This is a genomic window from Candidatus Brevundimonas colombiensis, assembly GCA_029202665.1.
In the GTDB taxonomy this organism is placed as follows: Bacteria; Pseudomonadota; Alphaproteobacteria; order Caulobacterales; family Caulobacteraceae; genus Brevundimonas; species Brevundimonas colombiensis.
On record CP119326.1, the window covers coordinates 1788753 to 1811240 of the forward strand.

Here is a 22488-nt window from a genome sequence, read left to right on the forward strand (position 1 = left end):
GCTGGGCGCCTCAAAGGTGGTGGCGGTTCAGTTCCGTCCTTCATCGCGCGCCGGTGCGCTTCATCGCTTCGTCGTGCGGATTGGGGCGCGATGCGCCGAACGCCGTCGATGACCTGTCCATCACGCCAGGACGAATTCGGATCACATCGAGCAGGTTCACCACCAGGCGTATGCTGTGCTGAAATCCCGATCGGTTCACTTGGCCTGACCGCAGATACCGATGCCGCGGTTGGTGTAGGGAAAATGCCGGGGGTCATGCGGGTCAAGGTTCGTTTGACGACCACCCTATCGGCTCATCGCAACAGTAATTTGAACGACCCGCGGCAGTCGGGCCGAGTTGGGGCTTTAGGCGGCCTTGCGGCGCGCCCGCAGGCGCAACCGCATCGGCTCGCGGCTGCGAAGGGTGATCTGGTGGACCGGACGAGGCTCCGCCATGGTCAGGGGCTCCACCTCGGCCACGCGCAGGATGGCGGCCAGGGCGATCATGGCCTCCTGAATGGCGAAGGCCGCGCCGATGCAGACCCGGGGACCGGCGCTGAAGGGGATGTAGGCGTATCGGTCCACGGCCTTGCGGGTCTCGGGCAGGAAGCGTTCGGGCCGGAAGGCGTCGGGATCGTCCCACAGCAGCCGGTGGCGTTGCAGAATCCACGGCGAGATGATGACCGTGGCGCCCGCCCTGATCGCCTGCCCGCCGATCTCGTCATCGGCCAGGGCCGTGCGGGCCATGGTGGGGGCGGGCGGAAACAGGCGCATGGTCTCCTCCAGCACGGCGCGGGTCCAGGGCAGGGCCTCGGCCCATTTGGGATCGCCGACGTCGAAACCCTCCGCCTCCGCCTGCAACCGGGCCAGATACTCAGGCTGGCGCGACAGCAGGTGCAGGGTCCAGCCCAGGGCGCGGGCCGTGGTCTCGTGGCCCGCCAGGATGAAGGTCAGGATGTTGGCGGCGACCTCTTCGTCCGACAGGCCGGGGCCGCCGGTCTCGTCCCTGGCCAGCAGCAGGGCGCTGAGCAGATCGGCGGGCGGGGCGTCGCCGGCCTGGATATGGGCGCGTCGCGCCTCGACCAGTCGCGTCACGCGCTGTTCGAAGAAGCGGGCCGAGCGGAAGCTGGCCAGCCGGCCCAGACGCGGCGCCCAGTCCGGCGCGCCCAGCACGTCCAGCGGATCGATGCGGGCGCCATTGGCCAGAAACTGGTTCAGGGCCCGCTCGAAGCCGCGCGCCTCGCCGCCCAGCTCGTCCGAGAACATGGTCGCCGACAGGATGTCGAAGGTCAGGCCCGACATCTCGGAATCCACATCCAGCACCCGCCCGCGCGCCGAAAGCGCCCAGGCGGCGACGCGGGCGTGACAGACCTCGGCCATGCGGGCGTTCAGGGTGGCCATCTTCGCCGGGGTGAACAGCGGCGCCAGGATGCGCCGGGCGCGGCGCCATGTGTCGCCCTCGGTCAGCAACAGGCCGTCAGCCAGCATCGGCCCCAACACTCGACGCTGCAACTCGCCCTTCTCATAGTTGGCGGCGTTCTCGGTCAGGACGTGACGCACGCCCTGCGGGTGGCTGACCACCAGGACCTCGCCAAAGGCCGACCGGCCGTAAATCTGCGGCTCGGTGAAATGCCGCTCCGACCACATGCGGATGGGATCGCGCCAGCTGACCCACAGGAAGGGCAGCAGCGACAACGGCTTGCCCGTGCGTCGCGGCGGGATCGCGGGACGAAAAACATCGGCGGTTATGGCGTCCATCGCACGCTCCTTCACTGATCGACGGCTCAACCCGCGTCCTCTTCGAAACGCGCGATCTGATGCATGCGTTCATGCAGGATCGTCACGATCCCGACCGACCCGTCGGACAACAGGCGCCAATAGACATAGTGATGGCGGCATCGGACGTAGAAGCCGTCGACGCCGAACTCGGCGGGAATGGCGCGCCACGCGACACGGCGGGCCGCGATGTCCTCGAAACAGACGAAGAGCTGGCGGATGTAGGTCTGCGCCTGCGCCTCGCCCCAGGCGTCGCGGCTGTATGTGTAGATGTCGTCGAGGCGCCGGCCGGCCGCGTCCTGAATGCGAAAGCCGGCCATGTCCGTTAGCGCCGGGCGTTGCGCGCGAACACAGCCTCGGCGTCGAGCGGACAATAACGGCTTTCCGGCGCATCGAACGCGGCGGTCAGCTCCGCCTTCAGCCGTTCGAACCGTTCGGCCTCCACCCGCTCGCGATCGCGCCGGATCAGGTCGCGGACATATTCGCTGACGTTCTCATAGGCGCCGTTTTCGCCCACATTGGCAGCGACGAACTCGCTCAACGGCCCGGTGACGCGGACATTGAGGGTCATGGAAGTGGACATGGCGCTCTCCTCCGTCCTCAATGTGAGGAATATCGAGGACGATGCAAGGGGGCGTCAGCGCGTCGGCGGCGTCGCGGGAGTCCAGGCTTTCATTTCGGCGATCTCGCGGGACCGGGTGTCGATCACGGTCTGGGCCATGCGGCGGATGGCGGGGTCGCGGCTGTCGCGCAGGGCGATCCGGGCCATGGCGACGGCGCCCTCGTTGTGGGCGATCATCTTGGCGACATAGGCCTGATCGGCCGTCTGGCTGGCGGCCTCGGCTTCGGCCGTCGTGTGGGCCGCCGCCGCGTGATTGGCGGCGGAGGTGTCGCGCAGCGCCTGCTGCACCGGATCGCCGCCGCCGTCGCAGGCCCCCAGCATCAGGACCAGGGCGACGGGAACGGCGGCGCGGATCATGCGGCGTCGCCCAGCCAGCCGGGCATCCAGCCTTCGTGCCATTCGCGCAGATGGGCGACGGGAATGCTGAACAGTTCGCCCTTGTCGCCCTTGGAGGCGAAGGCGTCGCCGCCCGCATGGCCGACGACCGAGGCGTGAAGCCCGGCGGCCTGGGCCTTGGCGATCAGGGCGTCGGCGTCGGTCACGGCGACCAGATAACGAGCCTGATCCTCCCCGAACAGGAAGATGTGGGCGTGGGCGGCGCTGGAGGCGTCCAACGTTGCGCCGACGTCCGAGGCCAGCACCAGATCGGCGGCGGCGCCGATCAGACCGCCGTCGGACAGGTCGTGAACCACGGTCAGGTCGCCGCCCTCGATCAGGCCGCGCACGAAGTCGCCGGTTTGCTTTTCCAGCCTCAGGTCGACGGGCGGCGGTGCGCCGTCCTCGCGGCCCAGAACCTCGCGCAGATAGATGGAGGCGCCCAGTTCGCCGTGCGTCTGGCCGATCAGGACCAGCGTATCGCCCTCGGCCATGCCGCCGAAGCCGGTGACGACGTCGTAGTTGGGCAGCAGGCCCACGGCGCCGACGGTCGGGGTCGGCGGAATGGCGACGCCGTTGGTCTCATTATACAGCGACACATTCCCGGACACGACCGGGAAGACCAGTTCGCGGCAGGCCTCGGCCATGCCGTCGATGGCGCGCACGATCTGGCCCATGATCTCCGGCCGCTGCGGATTGCCGAAGTTCAGATTGTCGGTGATGGCGATGGGGCGGCTGCCCACGGCGGTCAGGTTGCGCCACGCCTCGGCCACCGCCTGTTTGCCGCCCTCATAAGGGTCGTTCTGGACATAGCGGGGGGTGCAGTCCGAGGTGACGGCCAGACCCTTGTCCGTGCCATGCACCCGCACCACGCCCGCGTCGGCGCCGGTGGCGGAATCCTGCAGGGTGTCGGCCATGACGTGGCGGTCGTACTGCTCCCAGATCCAGCGCTTGGAGGCCATGTCGGGGCAGGCGACGACCTTCATCACCGCATCGGCCCAGTTGGCGGGGGCGGGGATTTCGGCGTGGTTCAGTGTCGGCTGCAGCTCAGGCTGGACCCAGGGGCGGTCATACAGGGGGGCGTCGTCGAACAGGGGCGCCAGAGGCACGTCGCAGACCGTCTCGCCATGATGCGTCAGCACCAGATGGCCGGTGTCGGTGGTCTTGCCGATGACGGCGAAGTCCAGGCCCCATTTCTGGAAGATGCGATAGCCGACGTCTTCATAGCCGGGCTTCAACACCGCCAGCATCCGCTCCTGGCTTTCCGACAGCATCATCTCATAGGCCGTCATGCCGGTTTCGCGCTGGGGCACCTTGTCGAGGTTCAGCTCGACGCCGACGCCGCCCTTGCCCGCCATTTCGACGGACGAAGACGTCAGGCCGGCCGCGCCCATGTCCTGAATGGCGGCGACGGCGCCCGAGGCCATCAGCTCCAGCGTCGCCTCGATCAGCAGCTTTTCGGCGAAGGGGTCGCCGACCTGGACCGTCGGGCGTTTGGCCTCCGACTCGTCGTCGAACTCGGTCGAGGACATGGTGGCGCCGTGGATGCCGTCGCGGCCGGTCTTGGAGCCGAAATAGACCACGTCATGGCCCGCCTCGGGCGCGGCCGAATAATAGATCTCGTCGGCGCGGGCCAGGCCCACGCACATGGCGTTGACCAGGATGTTGCCGTTGTAACCCTTGTGGAAGTTGGTCTCGCCCGCCACCGTCGGCACGCCGACGCAGTTGCCGTAACCGCCGATGCCGGCGACCACGCCCTTGACCAGACGTTTGGACTTCTCGTGGCTGGGATCGCCGAAACGCAGGGCGTTCAGCAGGGCCACGGGGCGCGCGCCCATGGTGAAGACGTCGCGCATGATGCCGCCCACGCCCGTCGCCGCGCCCTGATAGGGTTCGATGTAGGAGGGGTGGTTGTGGCTCTCCATCTTGAAGATGCAGGCGTCGCCGTCGTCGATGTCGATGACGCCCGCATTCTCGCCCGGCCCGCAGATGACGCGCTCGCCGGTCGTGGGGAACTTGCCCAGATGGATCTTGGAGGACTTGTAGGAGCAGTGCTCGGACCACATGACCGAGAAGACGCCCAATTCGACGTGGTTCGGCTCGCGCCCCAGTCGGTCCAGGACGACCTGATATTCGTTCGGGGCCAGACCGTATTCGGCGGCCAGTTCGGCCATCGACTTGGCGGGGGTCTTTTCAGGTGCGCTCATGGGCGGGGCTTCTAGCCGCAGATGGGGGAAATGTCAGCCCGCACGGCGCAAGATCGGGGAACATCGACCATCGTGGACGGTTGATTCCGGCGACAGTCTTCAAGGAGCCGATCATGACCGACACGCCTATCGACCCCGCCGCAACGCCGGACGACGACGACCGGCCGGAAATCGCCGCCGACGACGCGGGCGCCTCCGCCCTGGCCGAAGCCGCTCAGAAGAAGGCTGAAGGCGACGCCGAGGAGAAGGACCAATGAGCAAGCCGCGCATCGAACGCATCGTCCCGGCGTCGGGCCAGCAGATGGATCGCTCGAACGATCCCGAAACCACCGCCGAACTGGACGCCGCCGCGCCGGACGCGGCCCTGGCCAGCCGTCAACGCCTGACCGGATCGGCCGTCGGCGTCGGCAGCGTCGACTTCGACAGCGTCGGGGCCTTCGACGTGGGCGCGGACGACAACGATCCTCAGGACGACGCGATCGTCACGCCTGCAAAGCCCTGACGGATCAGCGCTCCACGCCGGGGCGCAGGCGGAAGCTCAACAGCACGCCGGCGATCAGCAGGACGACCGCGCCGGCCAGGGCGGTAAAGGCCACGGCCGGCTTTTCGGACTGTTCCGCGACGAACGCCCCCAGCAGACCCCAGGCGACAGGCAGCGGATAGGCCATCGTCCGCAGGATCGCCGTCACCCCCAGCGCCACGACCGTCACCGCCACGATGGCGACGATGGCCCACAGGCTGGGCGACAGGGCGGCGGGCAGGGCGTCAAAGGCGGTCAGGGTGGTGATCAGGTTCAGCGGCGCCGCCACGGTCAACCAGCCCGCGAGCGCCGCCAGGGGCCAGACCAGCAACAGACGCTCGCGATCCATGCGCGGCAGAGCGCGCACGGCGCCGGAAACCGTCAGCAACGGCAGCAGAAGCGCCAGAAGGGCGGCGAAGATCACCGCCACGCTGGCCGCCTTCAGGTTCATCGCCGCCACCACGATCCAGAAGCCGATGCCGAAGAAGGCGACCGCCGATGGCAGGCCCATCCGCGTCAGCAGCGGGCTTTCTCCTGTCTGGGGCAGGGCCTGACGCACGGCGTAGGCCAGGATGCCCGCATAGATCAGCCCCCAGATCGAGAAGGCGTAACCGGCGACGCGCAGGGTGCTGTTCCCCTCGGCGGCGAATTCCGCCTGGGTCAGGCCCAGGCCGGACAGGGTCTGGACCAGGGGAACGACGATGGCGAACAGGGCGGCGGCCAGGACCACCAGGCGGCGGGTGCGCTGTCGGGGCGTGGGGCGAATGATGGAGGACATGAGCTTTCCAGTGCGACGCTTGTCCGGGCCATACGCGCCGGAGACCCGGAGGTTCACCTGGCGGGGCGGAAAAGTGAAGCTTGCATTGCCTGCGGTGGGTAGGGTCTGGTGCGCGGATGCTATTGTTTCATCGCCCGCTCCTGTCGATCCTCGCCCTTGCGGCGGTCGCCGCCGCCTCGGTTCCGGCCGTCGCGCAGCCCTCGACCGCTCAACAATCGACCGGCCAGACGACGCCCTTGCCCGCCTCGGTTCTGGACGCCTGGGGGCAGGTGCGCGCCGCTCTGACCCCCGCCCAGCAGGCCAACGCCGTGCGCGGCTTCTTGTCGGCGCTGGCGGCGTGGCAACGGCGTCCCACCCCGCCGCCGATGGACGCCCGCGACATCGCCTCGGGCCGCGCGGTGTCGCTGGACGATCCGGCGCTGATGCAACGTCCCCAGGCGCACGAGGTCACGGTGACGGTGGGCGGCCAGTTCCTGGTGTTCCGCCCCCTGTCGCGCGCCAGCCTGGAGCCCTTCTTCAGCCGCTAGGAACCGAAGACGCCTGCGGTCGGTTGTTCGCGGGAACCCCTGAAAGAGGATGCGACCATGGCCGACCCGGACAACGAAGATCTGAACCTGACCGACGAGGTCCAGGCCAATCTGGCGATCGAACAGGGCCTGGGCGTCGGCGCTCGCGAACTGGCCGCCCAGCGCGAGGCCGGTGAAAAGGCCGTGGACGACGAAGACCACGACGGCGCCGACCTGTCGGATGGACGCGCTCAGATCAAGGAGGTCTGAGACCGTCTTACGGCTCCATCTTGAAGTTGACCGAGAAACGGACCATTCGGCCGGCCAGAGACAGGCCGGCCGCAGCCGCTTCGTCAGACAGCTTCAAACGGGCGCGTGGCAGCGAGCGTTCGACGGATCGCCACAGATTGTAGCCCGACGGCTGTTCGCTTTCCGTCTGGCACTCGGTCATCCGACCCTCGGCCGTCAGGACGCAGGACAGGACCACATAGCCCTCTAGCGGGCTGCGGCCGTTGACCGATTCCGGGAAGGTCGGGCGGGGCAAGGATTCCCACTGCACCGTATCCGGCAGGCCGTCCTGACCATTGCCGTCGATTTCTTCGGCTCGGACCTCGCGCGGATCGACCATGGGGCGACCGCAGGCTGTCAGGGTCTGCTCGATGGCCGTGCTGGACGGGTTCAGGTCCATGACATAGCGCGTTCGCGGGGCGCCGGGCGTCGGCGGCGGCACGATGACCTGAAGCTTACCGCCCTTCGCCAGATCGCGCGCCACGACGGCGGGAATGCGGCTGAACGCCGTATTGCGGTTCGTGCCCACCGTCCAGACGGAGGTATAGGGCTCTTCCTGATCGCCCACCTGGATGCCCAGATCGCGCGACATGGCGCGCCGCGGCGCTTCGGGCAGGCCGGTGATCAGGATGTCGTAAACCCCGTCGACGCATCGGGCCACGATACCCAGATCGGAGGTGAAGTTGATCGTGGCGATCGTGGCTTTCCGCTCCGGCACGGACGCCAGCATCCAGTCCTCGGCCGGAGGCGGGGTTTCCTGAGCCAGAGCAGGCGTTGCAGCGGCGAGCGTCAGCAAGGCGGCGGTGAATCGAAGGCGATCATGCATCGCCTGAATGGGCGCCAACTTCAGATTGCCGTCAAGCCGCCGCGTAGATGCTCTGGAACAGCACCGCGCCGTCGGCCGAGCCCAGTTCGGCCTCGAAGGCGCGGTCCGGGTGGGGCATCATGCCCAGCACATTGCCGCGCGCGTTCTGAATGCCCGCGATGGCGTTGACCGAGCCATTGGGATTGTCGACATAGCGGAACACGACCTGACCTTCGCCCTCGATGCGGGCCAGGGTCTCGGCGTCGGCGAAGAAGTTTCCGTCGCCGTTGCCCTGCGTCATCGTCACCTCGCGCTGGCCCTGATAGCCGGCGGTGAAACGGGTCTGGCCGTTGGCCACGGTCAGGGCGATGGGTTTGCAGACGTATTTCAGACCCTGATTGCGCAACAGGGCGCCGGGCAGCAGTCCGGCCTCGCACAGGATCTGGAAGCCGTTGCAGATGCCGACCACGGCGACGCCCCTATCAGCCGCTTGCTTGACCGCCTGCATCACCGGCGACTGGGCCGCCATGGCGCCGCAGCGCAAATAGTCGCCATAGGAAAAGCCGCCGGGAATGACGATCAGGTCCAGCCCCTGGGGCAGTTCCGTCTCGGCGTGCCAGACCATGCTGACGGCCTCGCCGGTAGAGCGTTCGACGGCGACCTTGCAGTCGCGATCGCAGTTGGACCCGGGGAAGACGATGACGGCGGCGCTCATGGGGCGGGCCTCTAGCACCGATGGAAGGCTTTGTCAGCGGGGCAGGCGACCCGTGGCGCGCGCCATCGTCGTCGCCACCGTCAGCAGGCTGCGCCGTTGGGCGGGGTCCTGTATGTCATCGAACGCCGTCAGCAGGGTCTCGATTTCGGCGGCCTGCTGGGCCGGGTCGGCCGTTTCGCCGAACAGCGCCGCTGGCGAGACGCCCAGCCGCAGGGCGATGGCGGCCAGACGGGCGGACGATATCCGGTTCTGTCCGTCCTCATACTTCTGGATCTGCTGAAAGGTGACCCCGGCCGCCTGGGCCAGGTCGCGCCGTGTCAGACCCAGCCGGCGGCGCAGGGCATGGATGCGGCGACCGACCTCGATGTCGACGGGTTGCGGCGTCATGGGCGGCGGCCTCAGTCCAGGGTCCGCAGAAGGGCGGCGACGCGATTCAGTATCTTGGCGCGTTGGGCGTCGCGCGGCGGCAGGCGAATCGCGCGGTTCAACTCGCTCAGCGCCAAATGGATCTGGTCCGCCGTTTGCGGCGGCCGACACCCTTCCTCGATCTCCAGCGCCACCTGCCCGATTCGTTCCAGCAAGTCGTTGGTAATCACCGCCCAGCCCCATTCTTGCAATCGAGAATGGTCAAGCTGCTAACATAAGGGTGTATTTTATCAAAGCAACATATTGCTGGTAGTATATCACCTTTCCAATCGCTGCGGTTCCGACGACGCCTCCCCGCATGGATTGGAAGGTGTGGCTGGGGCGGAACATCCGCCAGTGTCGGAAGGCGAAGGGATGGTCGCAGCAGACCCTCGCGGGCGAGGCGAATCTGTCCCTGAGGTATCTGGCGGGTGTCGAACGGGGCGAGGAGAATCCATCGCTGGAAACCATCGTCGCGATCGCCGCAGCGATGAACGTGTCGCCGTCAGCGCTGTTCGTGCGTCCCGACGCCTCCTGACGCCTTAGTCTGGCCCGTTCGCCCGCCCTGTCAGCCAGGCGACGACGAAGATGGCGAAACCGCCCAGCGACAGGCCCACGCCGACCCAGGCGGTGGACGTCCAGCCATAGCCGGCCGCGATCGCTATGCCGCCCAGCAGCGGGCCGATGGCGTTGGCGGTGTTGAACGCCGAGTGGTTCAGCGCCGCGGCCAGGGTCTGTGCGTCGCCGGCCACGTCCATCAGCCGGGTCTGCAGGATCGACCCAAGACCGCCGCCGGCCCCGATCAGGAAGACCACGATCATCATGGCCCACAGGTGCGGCGCCGCCATCGGATAGAGCGCCAGGGCCGCCGCGCTCCACAGCAACAGGCCGCCCGCCGCCTTGAACCCCACATGGTCGGCCGCCCAGGCGCCCAGGATATTGCCCATGAACATTCCCACGCCGAAGACGGCGAAGACCCAGGGCATGACGTCCGCGCCCGCGCCCGTGACCGCCTGCAGCGTCGAGGCCAGATAGGCGTAGACCGCGAACATCCCGCCAAAGCCGACCGCGCCGACGCCCAGGGTCAGCCAGACCTGCCCCCGTTTCAGGGCCCCCAGTTCTCGCCAGGGGCTGGCGTCGGGATGGGCGGGATCGCGCGGCGCGAACAGGGCGACCAGCGCCATGGTCGCCACGGCCAGGACGCCGACGATGGCGAAGGTCCAGCGCCAGCCGTAGGCGTGGCTGATGATATTGACCACCGGCACGCCCAGAACCGTGCCCACTGTCAGGCCCATCAATATGGTCGAGACGGCGCGGGTGCGGAAATGCAGCGGCACGACAGAGGCCGCGACCAGGGCCGCCACGCCGAAATAGGCCCCGTGCGGCAGGCCGCTGAGGAAGCGGAAGACCAGCATCCAGCCATAGGTGGGGGCCAGGGCGCTGGCGACATTGCCGATGGCGAACAGGGCCATGAAGCCGATCAGCAATCGCCAGCGCGGCAGACGCGCCCCCAGCACCGCCAGGATCGGCGCCCCGACCACGACACCGGCCGCATAGGCGCTGATGACATGACCGGCGGTCGGCGCATCGACGCCCAGGCCGGCGGCGAAATCGGGCAGAATGCTCATCGCCGCGAACTCGGTCACGCCGATGGCGAAACCGCCCATGGCCAGCGCCACAAGCACAAGCGCCACCGCACCGCGAGAAAGCTTGGGCGATTCGGGAGCGAGAGCGGCCTGGGTCATGTTGCGGCGCAACATAGGCGCGCCTGATGACCCGGCAAGGGCAAAGCCGTGATCAGCCCCGGTTTTCGTAGGTCGCGGTGATCGACGCCTTGGCCAGGGTGTGGAAATGCAGGTTGAAACCGAACACGGCGCCGGAGTTGTCCGCCGTCACGTCCAGGCCTTCCACGTCCACCGCGAATACGGTGAAGATGTAACGGTGCGGCCCGTGGCCGGGAGGCGGGGCGGCGCCGCCGAAACCGGTCTGGCCGAAATCGGTGCGGCCCTGGATCGCGCTATGCGGCAACTGACCGCCCGCCGACCCGGCTCCCGCCGCCAGTTCCGTCACGTCCGCCGGAATATTGGCCACCGTCCAGTGCCAGAAACCCGAACCGGTCGGGGCGTCTGGATCGAAACAGGTGACGGCGTAGCTCTTGGTCCCCTCGGGCGCCCCGGACCATGCCAACTGCGGCGACAGGTTGCCCTTGGCGTGCACCTGGGCGTCCGGCAGCACGCCGCCGTCCTGAATGTCGGTGGAGGTGAGGGTGAAGGTCATGGGCGCTCCGTCGATCAAGCCGTCTGCTAAACTGGCGTCGATGTCGAAGGATGCAACCGTCTTCTCTCCATGAAATGGAAACGCGATCCTTAAGCCGCCTCGATCCGGTAGCTTTCGATCACCGTATTGGCCAGCAGTTGCTCGCACATCTTCTTCGCTTCTGCTTCGGGGTCTTCGACGCCGGTCAGATCGAATTCGATCAGCTTGCCGACGCGGGCGTTGGACACGCCGGGCCAGCCCAGGCCCTGCAAGGCGCCTTCTACGGCCTTGCCCTGAACGTCCAGCACGCCGGGCTTGAGGAAGACGTGAACCTTGACCTTAGCCATCAGTGCAGCCCCCCCTGGATCACCGTGGGCATGCCCTTCATGATGCCCAGGCGACGCGCGACCTCGGTATAGCTTTCGATCACATTGCCCAGGTCGCGGCGGAAGCGGTCCTTGTCCAGCTTCTCGCCGGTGGAGGCGTCCCACAGGCGGCAGCTATCGGGGCTGATCTCGTCGGCCAGCAGCACGCGGCTGAAGTCGTTTTCCCACACGCGGCCGAACTCGATCTTGAAGTCGACCAGGGTGATGCCGACGGCGCCGAACATGCCCGACAGATAGTCGTTAACCCGCACCGTCATGGCCAGCATGTCGTCCAGTTCCTGGGTCGAGGCCCAGTTGAAGGCCGTGATATGCTCTTCCGTGACCATTGGGTCGTTGAGCTCGTCCTTCTTGTAGTAGAATTCGATGATCGAGCGGGGCAGGGGCGTGCCTTCCTCGATGCCCAGGCGCTGGCTCATCGAACCGGCGACGATGTTGCGGCACACGACCTCTAGCGGAATGATCTCGACTTCGCGGATCAACTGCTCGCGCAGGTTCAGGCGCTTGATGAAGTGGTTGGTCACGCCGATGCCGTTCAGGCGCGACATGATGAATTCGCTGATCTGATTGTTGACCACGCCCTTGCCTTCCAGCACGGCCTTCTTCTGGGCGTTGAAGGCGGTGGCGTCGTCCTTGAAATACTGGATCAGGGTGCCGGGCTCGGGTCCTTCGTAAAGGATCTTGGCCTTGCCTTCGTAGATTTTCTTGCGCTTGCTGTTCATCGTCCGGTCCCGGCTTACGGGCGCCCTCCAGAAACAAAAATCGCGCGGCCATGAGTGGAAGGGCAAGACCCGGTCCTGGCGGCGCGTTTTGGAATCGTTCGGGCAGTCAATCTCGTTCCGGGTCTCCTTAGCCGAAGGCGGGCTTCGATACAAATGAGGAAGGCGTGCGCGCCCTGCCGACAAGGTGGCGGCGAAGGCGAACGATGAGGACAGTGCGTCCCACCCGACGGAAGTCAGGTTGCGTTCATGGCCGGGCGGGCTATAGACGGCCGGTGCCCCGACGTTAGCGGGGCGTACGGAGCTATGCTGAGCGAAATGACGACCTTCGACGATCGGGAAAGGGCCTTCGAGGCCAAGTTCGTCCTCGATCAGGAGCAGGAGTTCAAGGCCATCGCCCGGCGCAACCGGATGCTGGGCCTGTGGGCCGCCGAGAAGATGGGCCTTTCGAGCGAAAGCGCCGATCAATACGCCGCCGCCGTGGTGCGCGCCGATTTCGAGCAGCCGGGCGACGAGGACGTGTTCCGCAAGGTGGCCGGCGACTTCAAGGCCTCAGGCCTGTCGGTATCGGAAGGCGAAATTCGCTCCAAGATCGACGAACTGGCCTCAATCGCCCGCGAAGGCATTCGCGCCGGCGAGTAAGGCGATCGGCCTTCGGGCCATTCTGGAATTCGAAAGGGCCGCACCCGGGGGAAAGTGCGGCCCTTTCTTTTTGCCGGGGACGTTGGGGGATGTCTCACCCGGCGTACTGTGCGTCTCGCGCCCCAGAAGAACACGGGCGCACGATTTTGGTTTCAGCGCCGAAGCGCCGAAACCAAATTATTTTTTACGGCATCAGAACCGTGTCCACGACGTGGACCATGCCGTTCGATTGGGCCACGTCCGCCTGGGTGATGGTGGACTTGCCGCCCTTGGCGTCGGTGATGACCCAGGTATTGTTCGAGCCGGCCGAAACCTTCAGTTCTTCGCCCTGAACCGTCTTCAGCGTGGCGGTCCCGCCGTTGGCCTGGGCCTGGGCGGCGATGTCGGCGGCGGTCAAACGACCGGCGACCACGTGATAGGTCAGGATCTTGGTCAGGTCGGCCTTCATCGCGGGCTGCATCAGGCTGGTGCGCGTCGCCTCGGGGATCTTCTCGAAGGCGGCGTTGTCGGGCGCAAAGACCGTGAAGGGGCCTGCGCCCTGCAGGGTGTCGACCAGACCGGCGGCTTTGACGGCCGAGACCAGGGTGGTCAGGTTCGAGGCCTTGGAGGCGTTGGCGACGATGGTGTCGTTCGGGCTCATCGCCGCGCCGCCGACCATCGGATCGGTGGCGGGAGACATGGCTGCGCCCTCGGCCGGCGCCATGGCGGTCGATTCCGCCGGGGCGGTCTTGGCCGGCTCGTTGTTGTTGCAGGCGCCCAGCGCCATCAGCGCTCCGCCGGACACGGCGACGAGCATGAGATTGCGAAGATTGGTCATGATGTTTCGTTCCCTATTTGCCGCTCACGAGGCGGTAACGGGAACGTTACGTTTGGGAGAGGCGAAAGGATGCGTGTCGCGCGACAAGACATCGCGGTTTCACCCCTTAGTCTTCGAACACCACCGTCTTTGCGCCATGCAGCAAAACGCGGTCTTCCAGATGGCGGCGGACGGCGCGCGCCAGTACGCGGCGTTCGATGTCGCGGCCCTTGCGGATCAGGTCTTCGGGCGTGTCGCGGTGGCTGATCCGCTCGACGTCCTGTTCGATGATCGGGCCTTCGTCCAGGTCGGGCGTGACATAGTGGGCCGTGGCGCCGATCACCTTCACGCCCCGCGCATGGGCCTGATGATAGGGTTTGGCGCCCTTGAACCCCGGCAGGAAGGAGTGGTGGATGTTGATGCAGCGTCCCGCCAGCGCCCGGCTGAGGTCGTCCGACAGAATCTGCATGTAGCGCGCCAGCACGACCAGCTCCGTGCCGGTCTCCTCGATCAGGCGTAGCAGCATCAGTTCCTGCTCGGCCTTGGCGGCGGCGTCCCCGGCCTTCAGCGGCAGGTGATGGAAGGGCAGATCGCCCAGATCGACATGGCCGATCAGCTCGCGCGGATGGTTCGATACAATGGCGGTCACCTGCATCGGCAGTTCGTCGATCCGCCAGCGGTACAGCAGGTCCGCCAGACAATGATCGAACCGCGACGTCAGGATCATCACCTTGCGCGGTTCGGCGCCGCGCAGGGTCCAGTCCATCTGGAACCGTTCGGCCAGCGGCGCAAAGGCCTCGCGGACCGTGGCCTCGACGTCGCCCTCGGCAGGCTCGAACACGACCCGCATGAAGAAGGTGGCGCTGAAGGCGTCGCCGAACTGCTGCGCGTCCGAAATATTGGCGTCGCGCGCCAGCAGAAATGAGGAAACCGCCGCGACGATGCCGTGGCGGTCAGGGCAGGAAAGGGTCAGGATCATCAGTCGGCAGGCTTATCCGGGAGAAACTTCCCCAGTATGGCCCAGGTTTGCGACTTTGCCGACAAAGATATTGCATGGGCGGGGCTGGATGACGGCAGATCGACCAGTTCGACCCCATCCAGGCTGCTCAGAATGCGCCGCCCAAGCCTGGCCGCCAGCCCGCCATTGAAGGCGACCGCGCGCAATTCCGGCAGGCTTGCGATCAGTCCGCGCAGGTCAGCGGCCTCGGGCGAGTGGATGGCCGCATCCAGACTGCCCGACCGCTCCGCCGAGGCGATTACGTCCCACAGCCCGACGCCTCGCGTCTTCAACCGCGCCAGACGCTGCTCATAGGGCAGGGCGGGCAGGTCTTCGCCCAACACCCCGCCAATCAGCCGCCAGAAGCCGTTGCGGGGATGGCCATAATACTGCGCCGCCTTGAGAGACGCGTCCCCCGGCAGACTGCCCAGGATCAGCAGGCGCGTGTCCGCATCGACAATGGGATCAAAGCCGATGCGGCGCGGGTTGGACACTCAGTCTCCGAACACCCGCTTGAACACCACGTCCACGTTCTTGGTGTGATAGCCGAGGTCGAACAGGGCTTCGAGCTGGTCGTGGGGCAGGGTGACGCGTTCGTCGGCCTTGAGGAAGTCCAGGAAGGCGCCTTCGCCGCGCCAGACCTTCATGGCGTTTTCCTGCACGGCGGCATAGGCGGCCTCGCGCGAGATGCCCGCCTGGGTCAGGGCCAGCATGACCCGTTGCGAATGAACCAGACCGCCCAGGCGGTCGATGTTCTTCTGCATGTTCTCGGGATAGACGTTCAGCCGCTCGACCACGTTCGCCAGGCGGTGCAGGGCGAAGTCCAGGTGGATGGTGGCGTCCGGGCCGATGCCGCGTTCGACCGAGGAATGGCTGATGTCGCGCTCGTGCCACAGGGCGACGTTTTCCATCGCGGGCGTGACTGCCGAACGCACCAGACGGGCCAGTCCGGTCAGGTTCTCGGTCAGGATCGGGTTGCGCTTGTGCGGCATGGCCGACGAGCCCTTCTGGCCCTTGTCGAAGAACTCTTCGGCTTCGAGGACTTCGGTGCGTTGAAGATGGCGGATTTCGACAGCGAGGCGTTCGACCGAACTGGCGACGACGCCAAGCGCGGCGAAGAAGGCGGCGTGGCGGTCGCGCGGGATCACCTGGGTCGAGACCGGCTCGACCTGCAGACCCATCTTTTCGGCCACATAGGCTTCGACCGCCGGATCGACATTGGCGAATGTGCCGACGGCGCCCGAGATGGCGCAGGTGGCGATCTCTTCCTTGGCGGTGATCAGGCGGCGCTTGGCCCGCTGGAACTCGGCGTGATAGCCGGCCAGCTTCAGGCCGAAGGTGACGGGCTCGGCGTGGATGCCGTGCGACCGGCCCACGGTCGGGGTGTATTTATGCTCCTTGGCGCGGGTTTCCAGCGCGGCCAGAACCCGGTCCACGCCCTCGATCAGCAGGTCCGACGACCGGGCCAGCTGAACCGCGAAACAGGTGTCCAGCACGTCCGAGGAGGTCATGCCCTGGTGCAGGAAGCGGGCCTCGTCGCCGACGATCTCGGCCACGTGCGTCAGGAAGGCGATGACGTCGTGCTTGGTGGTGCGTTCGATCTCGTCGATGCGGTCGGCGTCGAAGGTCGCGTTCTCGCCCTTGGCCCAGATGGCCTGGGCCGCCTCGGTCGGGATGACGCCCAGCTCGGCCATCTTGGTGGCGGCGTGGGCCTCGATCTCGAACCAGATTTTGTACTTGGTCTCTTGCGACCAGAGGGCGGCGGCGACGGGGCGGGAATAGCGCGTGATCATGGGCGGGTCGTGTCGGTCCGACAGCCCCCGGAGTCAAGGTTCGCCGGGCCCCGGCCTTGACTTTACGCGCGCCTGTCCCACATTGAGCGCGCATTCAGGAGGACGACCTCCCCCACATGGGATCAACGCCGGGACGACCCGGCGCCATGCAGGGAGATATGTCATGGCCTGGGTGTTTCTTCTTTTCGCCGGTCTGCTCGAAGTGGTCTGGGCCTTTCTGATGAAGGCGTCGGTCGGGTTCACGCGCCCGTGGCCGACGGTGGGGATGATCGTCTTCATGATCGGGTCGTTCGGCCTGCTGTCCATGGCGATGAAGACCTTGCCGCTGGGCACGGCCTACGCCATCTGGACCGGCATCGGGGCCGTGGGCGCCTTCGCGGTCGGGGCGGTCTTCCTGGGCGAGCCGCTGACGCCGCTCAGGATCGCGGGCGTGACCCTGGTGGCGTCGGGCCTGATCGTGCTGAAACTGGCGTCCGCCCATTAGAGGTCGGAGAGGGTTGTCATGGAATTGATCATCGGGCCGCCCGCCTATTCCACCTGGTCGCTGCGCGGCTGGCTGACGATGAAGATGACCGGCGCCGACTTCGCCGTGATCGACGCCCGCTATGACACGCCCGAACACAAGGCCGCGCTGGAACGGCTGTCGCCGTCCGGCTTCGTGCCCGTGCTGCGGGTCGGGGGCGAGGTGATCTGGGACACTCTGGCGATCGCCGAGTGGGCGGCCGAGACCTATCCGCAGGCCGGGCTGTGGCCTGCCGACGCCTCGGCGCGGGCCGTGGCGCGTTCGGTTGCGGCCGAGATGCACTCCGGCTTCGTGGCGCTTCGCAGCATCTGCGGCACGGGGCCGGATCATCCCATGGTGGGCGACGCTCGGGCCGCGACGCCGTCCGATCCGGCGCTGGACCGCGATCTGGCCCGGCTCGTGGCGCTGTTCGGCCAGATGCGGGCGCGCTTCGGCCAAGGCGGCCCCTGGCTGTTCTCAAGGCGCTGCATCGCCGATGTCTTCTATACGCCGGTTGCGGCCCGGCTGCGCCATTTCCAGATCGATCTGGCCGATCACGGCGACGACGGCGTGGGCGCCGACTATCTGGCGGCCCTTCTGGCGCACCCTGATTTCAGGCAGTGGGAGGTCGAGGCTGGGGTTCAATCCTAATTGCCCGAGAACCATTTCGGCAGACGGCGCGTTAAGCTGACGCCGTTACCTTGAAGGCGCGGCGAACCCCACATGCGGACCTGTCAGATGACCCACCCGGCCATGCCGATCATCCAACCCCAGACCGAGGTCGCGGCGCCGCGCGTCATGCATCCGGTCGTGGGTTATGGTCTGGCCGCCCTGATCGGCGCGGCCTTCTGGGCCAGTCTGCTGGTGGCGATCTTCTAGGCGGCTATCGCTCGCCGCCGACGGCGCTGGCTTGGGCGATCAGCACCGGCTCGGCCTGAGGCGGCGGGGCGACGTAATCCAGGGCGATCGGCGCGGCCCGGGCGCCCGAGGCCAGGGCGTCCAGCGTCTTCAACGGCCCGCCGAACATCCGCTGATAGATCCAGTAGCTGGCCACGACCTTTTCGACATAGTCGCGGGCCTGGGGCACGTCGATGGTCTCGATCAGCAGCAGAGGATCGGCGTCCGGTCCCAGCTTCCTGACCGCCGCCAGCATCGGGCCCGGTCCGGCGTTGTAGGAGGCCACGGCCCGCAGCAGATCGCCCTGGAAGGCGGGCAGGGCCAGCATCCGGTTGATATAGGCCTGGCCCAGCCGCAGATTGACCGCCGGATCGAACAGACGGGTCGGATTGCTGACGAAGCCCCGGTCTCCGCTCAGCTCCGCCGCCGTCGTCGGCATCACCTGCATCAGCCCATAGGCGCCGACGCTGGAGCGGGCTGTGGCGTTGAAGTCGGTCTCCTTGCGAGCCAGCGCATAGACCAGCGCCTTTTCGATGACGAAGCCGCCCTCGGGCGTTAGGTCGGGCATCGGATAGCGGGTCGCGTCGATGCGGCTGGCCTCGGCGGCGGTGTTCACCGGCAGGATGGCGCGGGCCAGGGCGGTCCACATCCTGGCGGCGTCGCCGACGGCGGTGCGCAGGTTGGAGCGCAGTTCGGTCTCGGCGTCGGCCCGGCGGCCGACCTCGTAGAAGGCGACGGTGCGGCGGGCGCGGGCGTCGGTCTGGACGAAGGCCTCCAGCGCTGTCGCCTCGACGCTGGCGCTCTGGGGCACATAGGCGGCGCGGCGCAGGCGCGGCTCGGCTTCATAGGCGCGCGGCCCCATGTTCTCGATGGTCGGCTCCTCGCCCAGCTGACGCAGGGCGATCTGGCCATAGAAGGTGGCGGGCCACTGACCGGCCAGATGCAGGTATTCGTTGACTCGGTCCTGGCGGCCGGACTGCGACGCCGCCCGCGCGGTCCAGTAGGCGGCGCCGGCGCGCACCCACGGGTCCTCGGTCGGATCATTGGCGACGCGTTCGAAGGCGGAAAAGGCTTCGTGGAACTGGCCCAGCCGCCATTCCGCCAGGCCGACCGTCCACCAGTCGCCGATCTGGCGACCGACCGCCGAGGCGCCGGTCAGGTCGTCGTTATTGTAGGCGACCCGCGCCGCCTTGGCCGGATCGTCGACCCCGCCGCCGCCGGAAACGGCCGTCACCAGGCTGTTCCACGTCCGGCCGATCACGCCGCCGGGGCGCGTCGGCTCGGGCGCGCCGTCCGGACGGCGACGCAGCGCCAGCGTATAGACGCGGTCGGCGCAGGGCAGGTCGGAATAGGTCTCAAGCCAGGCCGTCAGCTCTTCATAGGTGGCGACGTGATCGGGGTGGAACAGGCTCTCGAACTCGACCTGGCCCAGCAGAACACGGTCCTGGGCCTGGCGGGCCGAGGTCCGCGCCGTCTCGATGTCGCCGCGCCGCAGAGCGTCGAAGGCGGTCGTATAGGAAATCCGGTCGGCGGAGCTGAGGGCGACGGGGCGGCCGGAACCGGCGCTCGAATCGGCCGTTGAACCGGCATAGGGCGTCTCGGCCAAGGCCGCGCACGATACGGCGCAGACGGCGACAGCCAGCGTCGGCGCAAGAAACGCGCGGCGGAACAGGTGCATAAGCGGCGGCCCCCTCGTTGGCGACGGCCGTCCTTCATAAGCACAAAGGCGGCGCGTGTATGGCGATGGTCGTCAGCATGTCACAATGCCGCCGTTAGCCTTGTTCTTCAACCGAGTCCGTTTCAAGGCGAACCGCCAGCGAAAGCAGATCGGCCCAGACCTGACGCTTGGCCTGGGGCTGACGCAGCAGGAAGGCCGGGTGCAGGGTCGGCATGACGGGGGCGGAAACGCCGCCTTCCGCCAGCCGCCATTCGTGCCAGCGCCCGCGCAGCTTCATGATCCCTTCCTCGGCCTGAAGCACGGACTTGGACGAAGCGGCGCCCAGCAGCAGCACCGCGCGCGGCTTCAGCAGGGCGAAGGCGCGGTCGACGAAGGGGGCGCAGACCGCCTGCTCCTGCGGGCTGGGCGTGCGGTTGCCGGGCGGGCGCCAGAAGACGGTGTTGGTGATGAAGACCTTGTCCGTCAGGCCCGCCGCCGCCAGCATCCGGTCCAGCAACTGACCGGCCTTGCCCACAAAGGGCTGGCCCATCCGATCCTCTTCCGCGCCGGGGCCTTCGCCGACGATCAGGACCGGGGCGTTGGGATTGCCGCGCCCGAACACCGACTGGGTCGCGCCCATGCCGCGCAGGGGACAGCCCTCGAAGGCGGCGACGGCGGCGGCCAGATCCTGAAGCGTCGCGGCGCCCGCGGCCAGCCGACGGGCCTCGGCCGCCGCGTCCTCGGCGGCGTGTCCGGCCAGGGGCGGGGCGACCGAGGCGGTCGCGCGCAGCACCGCCTTAACCGCCGGGGGCGGCGCGATATGGGTGTGATCGACCGGCGCATCGCCATAGCAGGCGTCGACCCCCGCATCTCGCCAGAAGGCGAGCAGGCTTTCGACTGCAGCGATGTCATGGGGTTGCGCGTTCATGGTCCAGGGTACCGATAGGCCTTGACCGCCCTCGCGTCACCTTCCGATAAGCGGCATAACCACACGGACAACCGGGATTCAGGGGGAAATATGGCCGAAGACGTCATCGAAGGCGGCGCCAAGAACGCCCGTCAGGACGCCATCATCGACAATCTGCCGCCGCTGGAGGCGCTGAACGGCGTCGAGCGCGAGGTGATGGACTACGATGTCGTGATCGTCGGCGGCGGCCCGGCGGGCCTGTCGGCCGCCATCCGCCTGAAGCAGCGTGCGGAAAAGGACGGCAAGGAGGTCAGCGTCGCCGTGCTGGAAAAGGCGGCCGAGGTCGGCGGCCACATCCTGTCGGGCGCCGTTATCGACCCCAAGGCACTGAACGAACTGTTCCCCGACTGGAAGGAACGCGGCGCGCCGCTGGAGACGCCGGTGACGAAGGATCGCTTCCTGCTGCTGGGGCCGCAGGGGTCGGCGCCCCTGCCGATGCCGCTGCTGCCGCCCTTCATGCACAACCACGGCTGCTACATCGCCTCTCTGGGCAATGTCACGCGCTGGCTGGGCGAGCAGGCCGAGGCGCTGGGCGTCGAGGTCTATCCCGGCATGGCCGCCAGCCATGTGGTCTGGGACGATGAGACGGGACGGGTCAAGGGCGTCGTCGCCGGGGTGTTCGGCATCGACCGCGAGGGCAAGCCGACCGACGACTTCCAGCCCGGCATCGAACTGCACGGCAAATATGTCTTCATCGCCGAGGGCGTGCGCGGCTCGTTGGCCAAGACCATCATCGCCCGCCACAAGCTTCAGGACGGCAGGTCGCCCCAGAAATACGGCATCGGCCTGAAGGAGCTTTGGCAGGTGCCGGCCGAACAGCACCAGCCGGGCCTGGCCCAGCACACGACCGGCTGGCCGCTGGACGAACACACCGGCGGCGGCAGCTTCCTGTATCATTTCGGCGACCGCTACGTGGCCGTCGGCTATGTCGTCCACCTGAACTACAAGAACCCCTTCCTCTCGCCGTTCGACGAGTTCCAGCGGTTCAAGCACCATCCCGACATCGCCAAGCACCTGGAGGGCGGGACCCGCATCTCCTACGGCGCGCGGGCCATCACCGAGGGCGGGCTGCAGTCGATCCCGAAACTCAGCTTCCCCGGCGGCGCCCTGATCGGCTGTTCGGCCGGCTTCGTGAACGTGCCGCGCATCAAGGGCAGTCACAACGCCATGAAGACCGGCATGCTGGCCGCCGACGCCGCCTATGAGGCGGTTCAGGCCGGGCGGTCGGGCGACGAACTGGTCGAATATCAAACGGCCTTCGAAAAGAGCTGGGTCCATAAGGAGCTGTCGGTCGTTCGCAACGCCAAGCCGCTGTTGTCGAAGTTCGGCACGACCCTGGGCGGGGCGTTCGGCATGATCGACATGTGGTGCCGCACCCTCTTGGGCGGCTGGTCCCCGATCCCGACGCTGAAGCACGAGAAGACCGACGCCGCCTCGACCGAACGGGCGGCGAACCACAAGCCGATCCAGTATCCCAAGCCGGACGGGAAGCTGTCGTTCGACAAGCTGTCGTCGGTGTTCATCTCTAACACCAATCACGCCGAAGACCAGCCGGCGCACCTGAAGCTGCTGGACCCGTCGATCCCGATCCGGGTCAATCTGCCCGAATACGGCGAGCCGGCGCGGCTGTACTGCCCGGCGGGCGTTTATGAGGTCGTCTATGGCGACGAGGCGGCCAAGGCCGATCCGCGCTTCGTCATCAACGCCCAGAACTGCGTCCACTGCAAAACCTGCGACATCAAGGACCCGTCGCAGAACATCGTCTGGACCACGCCCGAGGGCGGCGGCGGCCCCAACTATCCGAATATGTAGGGTCCCTTCACGCATCCTATGGCCCGCTCATCCCCGCGAAAGCGCGGATGAGCGGAAAAGATAGAGGGGCATTGTCCCCTTGCGGGGGCGG

The 22488-nt window shown here is 67.2% G+C and carries 31 protein-coding genes; 10 read left to right on the forward strand and 21 right to left on the reverse strand.

The genetic code is table 11. The features are described from left to right. Nucleotides 1–40 precede the first annotated feature (40 nt). The 6 genes from P0Y50_08430 to purL form a co-directional block, all read right to left on the reverse strand. Nucleotides 41–163: a hypothetical protein gene (locus P0Y50_08430; protein WEK38579.1), complete on the reverse strand. Its 123-nt coding sequence runs from the start codon at nucleotides 161–163 to the stop codon at nucleotides 41–43. A 182-nt stretch (nucleotides 164–345) separates the two neighbouring features. Beyond that, nucleotides 346–1737: a cytochrome P450 gene (locus tag P0Y50_08435; GenBank protein ID WEK38580.1), complete on the reverse strand. Its 1392-nt coding sequence runs from the start codon at nucleotides 1735–1737 to the stop codon at nucleotides 346–348. A gap of 26 nt (nucleotides 1738–1763) precedes the next feature. Further along, the gene (locus P0Y50_08440; GenBank protein ID WEK38581.1) at nucleotides 1764–2075 is read right to left on the reverse strand and encodes a type II toxin-antitoxin system RelE/ParE family toxin; all 312 of its coding nucleotides are present in this window, start codon (nucleotides 2073–2075) and stop codon (nucleotides 1764–1766) included. A gap of 5 nt (nucleotides 2076–2080) precedes the next feature. After that, the gene (locus P0Y50_08445) at nucleotides 2081–2338 is read right to left on the reverse strand and encodes an addiction module antitoxin (GenBank protein WEK38582.1); all 258 of its coding nucleotides are present in this window, start codon (nucleotides 2336–2338) and stop codon (nucleotides 2081–2083) included. 54 nt (nucleotides 2339–2392) lie between these two features. Next, complete coding sequence (locus tag P0Y50_08450; protein ID WEK38583.1) at nucleotides 2393–2734, reverse strand: DUF305 domain-containing protein; 342 nt, start codon at nucleotides 2732–2734, stop codon at nucleotides 2393–2395. Next, on the reverse strand, nucleotides 2731–4959 hold the full coding sequence (gene purL, locus P0Y50_08455; protein ID WEK38584.1) for a phosphoribosylformylglycinamidine synthase subunit PurL: 2229 nt from the start codon (nucleotides 4957–4959) through the stop codon (nucleotides 2731–2733). The genes P0Y50_08450 and purL overlap by 4 nt, the downstream gene beginning before the upstream one ends. A 113-nt stretch (nucleotides 4960–5072) precedes the next feature. Here purL and P0Y50_08460 point away from each other — a divergent pair, with 113 nt between their 5' ends. Next, nucleotides 5073–5216 carry a hypothetical protein gene (locus P0Y50_08460; GenBank protein WEK38585.1) on the forward strand — a complete coding sequence of 48 codons (144 nt, stop codon included), beginning with the start codon at nucleotides 5073–5075 and terminating at the stop codon, nucleotides 5214–5216. Beyond that, on the forward strand, nucleotides 5213–5461 hold the full coding sequence (locus P0Y50_08465) for a Tat pathway signal protein (protein ID WEK38586.1): 249 nt from the start codon (nucleotides 5213–5215) through the stop codon (nucleotides 5459–5461). Before P0Y50_08460 ends, P0Y50_08465 begins: the two co-directional genes overlap by 4 nt. A 4-nt stretch (nucleotides 5462–5465) precedes the next feature. Here P0Y50_08465 and P0Y50_08470 read toward each other — a convergent pair whose 3' ends face one another. After that, the gene (locus P0Y50_08470) at nucleotides 5466–6257 is read right to left on the reverse strand and encodes a hypothetical protein (GenBank protein ID WEK38587.1); all 792 of its coding nucleotides are present in this window, start codon (nucleotides 6255–6257) and stop codon (nucleotides 5466–5468) included. 116 nt (nucleotides 6258–6373) lie between these two features. Between P0Y50_08470 and P0Y50_08475 the strand changes: the two genes are divergently transcribed. Together P0Y50_08475 and P0Y50_08480 are read left to right on the forward strand one after the other, a co-directional pair. Next, nucleotides 6374–6784, forward strand: a complete 411-nt coding sequence (locus P0Y50_08475) for a hypothetical protein (protein WEK38588.1) — start codon at nucleotides 6374–6376, stop codon at nucleotides 6782–6784. 57 nt (nucleotides 6785–6841) lie between these two features. After that, complete coding sequence (locus P0Y50_08480) at nucleotides 6842–7033, forward strand: hypothetical protein (protein WEK38589.1); 192 nt, start codon at nucleotides 6842–6844, stop codon at nucleotides 7031–7033. A 7-nt stretch (nucleotides 7034–7040) separates the two neighbouring features. Here P0Y50_08480 and P0Y50_08485 read toward each other — a convergent pair whose 3' ends face one another. The 4 genes from P0Y50_08485 to P0Y50_08500 are packed head-to-tail and all read right to left on the reverse strand — an operon-like array spanning nucleotide 7041 to nucleotide 9167. Continuing rightward, on the reverse strand, nucleotides 7041–7877 hold the full coding sequence (locus P0Y50_08485; GenBank protein WEK38590.1) for a hypothetical protein: 837 nt from the start codon (nucleotides 7875–7877) through the stop codon (nucleotides 7041–7043). 31 nt (nucleotides 7878–7908) lie between these two features. Then, nucleotides 7909–8571 (reverse strand): phosphoribosylformylglycinamidine synthase subunit PurQ, encoded by a 663-nt coding sequence (purQ, locus tag P0Y50_08490; GenBank protein ID WEK38591.1) that lies wholly within the window; start codon nucleotides 8569–8571, stop codon nucleotides 7909–7911. A 33-nt stretch (nucleotides 8572–8604) separates the two neighbouring features. Then, the gene (locus P0Y50_08495) at nucleotides 8605–8958 is read right to left on the reverse strand and encodes a helix-turn-helix transcriptional regulator (protein ID WEK38592.1); all 354 of its coding nucleotides are present in this window, start codon (nucleotides 8956–8958) and stop codon (nucleotides 8605–8607) included. A gap of 11 nt (nucleotides 8959–8969) precedes the next feature. Continuing rightward, entirely contained in the window at nucleotides 8970–9167 is a 198-nt protein-coding gene (locus P0Y50_08500; protein WEK38593.1) for a hypothetical protein, read from the reverse strand. A gap of 128 nt (nucleotides 9168–9295) precedes the next feature. Between P0Y50_08500 and P0Y50_08505 the strand changes: the two genes are divergently transcribed. Then, entirely contained in the window at nucleotides 9296–9514 is a 219-nt protein-coding gene (locus P0Y50_08505) for a helix-turn-helix transcriptional regulator (GenBank protein ID WEK38594.1), read from the forward strand. A gap of 4 nt (nucleotides 9515–9518) precedes the next feature. On the opposite strand, the gene P0Y50_08510 is transcribed toward P0Y50_08505, so the two are convergent. The 4 genes from P0Y50_08510 to P0Y50_08525 all read right to left on the reverse strand — a co-directional run bounded on the left by P0Y50_08510 (nucleotide 9519) and on the right by P0Y50_08525 (nucleotide 12337). Beyond that, nucleotides 9519–10721: an MFS transporter gene (locus P0Y50_08510; protein ID WEK38595.1), complete on the reverse strand. Its 1203-nt coding sequence runs from the start codon at nucleotides 10719–10721 to the stop codon at nucleotides 9519–9521. A gap of 52 nt (nucleotides 10722–10773) precedes the next feature. Continuing rightward, on the reverse strand, nucleotides 10774–11253 hold the full coding sequence (locus P0Y50_08515) for a YbhB/YbcL family Raf kinase inhibitor-like protein (protein ID WEK38596.1): 480 nt from the start codon (nucleotides 11251–11253) through the stop codon (nucleotides 10774–10776). A gap of 89 nt (nucleotides 11254–11342) precedes the next feature. Then, entirely contained in the window at nucleotides 11343–11579 is a 237-nt protein-coding gene (gene purS, locus P0Y50_08520; GenBank protein WEK38597.1) for a phosphoribosylformylglycinamidine synthase subunit PurS, read from the reverse strand. Next, entirely contained in the window at nucleotides 11579–12337 is a 759-nt protein-coding gene (locus tag P0Y50_08525; GenBank protein ID WEK38598.1) for a phosphoribosylaminoimidazolesuccinocarboxamide synthase, read from the reverse strand. Before P0Y50_08525 ends, purS begins: the two co-directional genes overlap by 1 nt. A gap of 315 nt (nucleotides 12338–12652) precedes the next feature. Between P0Y50_08525 and P0Y50_08530 the strand changes: the two genes are divergently transcribed. Then, nucleotides 12653–12976, forward strand: coding sequence for a DUF1476 domain-containing protein (locus P0Y50_08530; protein ID WEK38599.1), 324 nt, complete (start codon nucleotides 12653–12655; stop codon nucleotides 12974–12976). 184 nt (nucleotides 12977–13160) lie between these two features. Here P0Y50_08530 and P0Y50_08535 read toward each other — a convergent pair whose 3' ends face one another. The 4 genes from P0Y50_08535 to purB all read right to left on the reverse strand — a co-directional run bounded on the left by P0Y50_08535 (nucleotide 13161) and on the right by purB (nucleotide 16562). Further along, complete coding sequence (locus P0Y50_08535; protein WEK38600.1) at nucleotides 13161–13793, reverse strand: fasciclin domain-containing protein; 633 nt, start codon at nucleotides 13791–13793, stop codon at nucleotides 13161–13163. 106 nt (nucleotides 13794–13899) lie between these two features. Continuing rightward, the gene (gene purU / locus P0Y50_08540; protein ID WEK38601.1) at nucleotides 13900–14751 is read right to left on the reverse strand and encodes a formyltetrahydrofolate deformylase; all 852 of its coding nucleotides are present in this window, start codon (nucleotides 14749–14751) and stop codon (nucleotides 13900–13902) included. Next, nucleotides 14751–15263, reverse strand: coding sequence for a DNA-deoxyinosine glycosylase (locus tag P0Y50_08545; GenBank protein WEK38602.1), 513 nt, complete (start codon nucleotides 15261–15263; stop codon nucleotides 14751–14753). Before P0Y50_08545 ends, purU begins: the two co-directional genes overlap by 1 nt. Next, nucleotides 15264–16562, reverse strand: coding sequence for an adenylosuccinate lyase (purB, locus tag P0Y50_08550; GenBank protein ID WEK38603.1), 1299 nt, complete (start codon nucleotides 16560–16562; stop codon nucleotides 15264–15266). A gap of 163 nt (nucleotides 16563–16725) precedes the next feature. Between purB and P0Y50_08555 the strand changes: the two genes are divergently transcribed. The 3 genes from P0Y50_08555 (at nucleotide 16726) to P0Y50_08565 (ending at nucleotide 17943) form a co-directional block, all read left to right on the forward strand. Next, nucleotides 16726–17046 carry a multidrug efflux SMR transporter gene (locus P0Y50_08555; GenBank protein ID WEK38604.1) on the forward strand — a complete coding sequence of 107 codons (321 nt, stop codon included), beginning with the start codon at nucleotides 16726–16728 and terminating at the stop codon, nucleotides 17044–17046. Between the two features lie 18 nt (nucleotides 17047–17064). Then, nucleotides 17065–17715, forward strand: coding sequence for a glutathione S-transferase N-terminal domain-containing protein (locus tag P0Y50_08560; GenBank protein ID WEK38605.1), 651 nt, complete (start codon nucleotides 17065–17067; stop codon nucleotides 17713–17715). A gap of 87 nt (nucleotides 17716–17802) precedes the next feature. Further along, nucleotides 17803–17943 carry a hypothetical protein gene (locus tag P0Y50_08565; protein WEK38606.1) on the forward strand — a complete coding sequence of 47 codons (141 nt, stop codon included), beginning with the start codon at nucleotides 17803–17805 and terminating at the stop codon, nucleotides 17941–17943. Nucleotides 17944–17947: 4 nt separating this feature from the next. Here the strand turns inward: P0Y50_08565 and P0Y50_08570 are convergent, their stop codons facing one another. Together P0Y50_08570 and P0Y50_08575 are read right to left on the reverse strand one after the other, a co-directional pair. Then, nucleotides 17948–19639, reverse strand: a complete 1692-nt coding sequence (locus tag P0Y50_08570) for a lytic transglycosylase domain-containing protein (GenBank protein WEK38607.1) — start codon at nucleotides 19637–19639, stop codon at nucleotides 17948–17950. Nucleotides 19640–19733: 94 nt separating this feature from the next. Further along, the gene (locus P0Y50_08575; GenBank protein ID WEK38608.1) at nucleotides 19734–20546 is read right to left on the reverse strand and encodes a uracil-DNA glycosylase; all 813 of its coding nucleotides are present in this window, start codon (nucleotides 20544–20546) and stop codon (nucleotides 19734–19736) included. Between the two features lie 195 nt (nucleotides 20547–20741). On the opposite strand from P0Y50_08575, the gene P0Y50_08580 reads away from it, so the two are divergent. Beyond that, entirely contained in the window at nucleotides 20742–22397 is a 1656-nt protein-coding gene (locus P0Y50_08580) for an electron transfer flavoprotein-ubiquinone oxidoreductase (protein ID WEK41552.1), read from the forward strand. The last annotated feature ends 91 nt before the right edge of the window (nucleotides 22398–22488 follow it).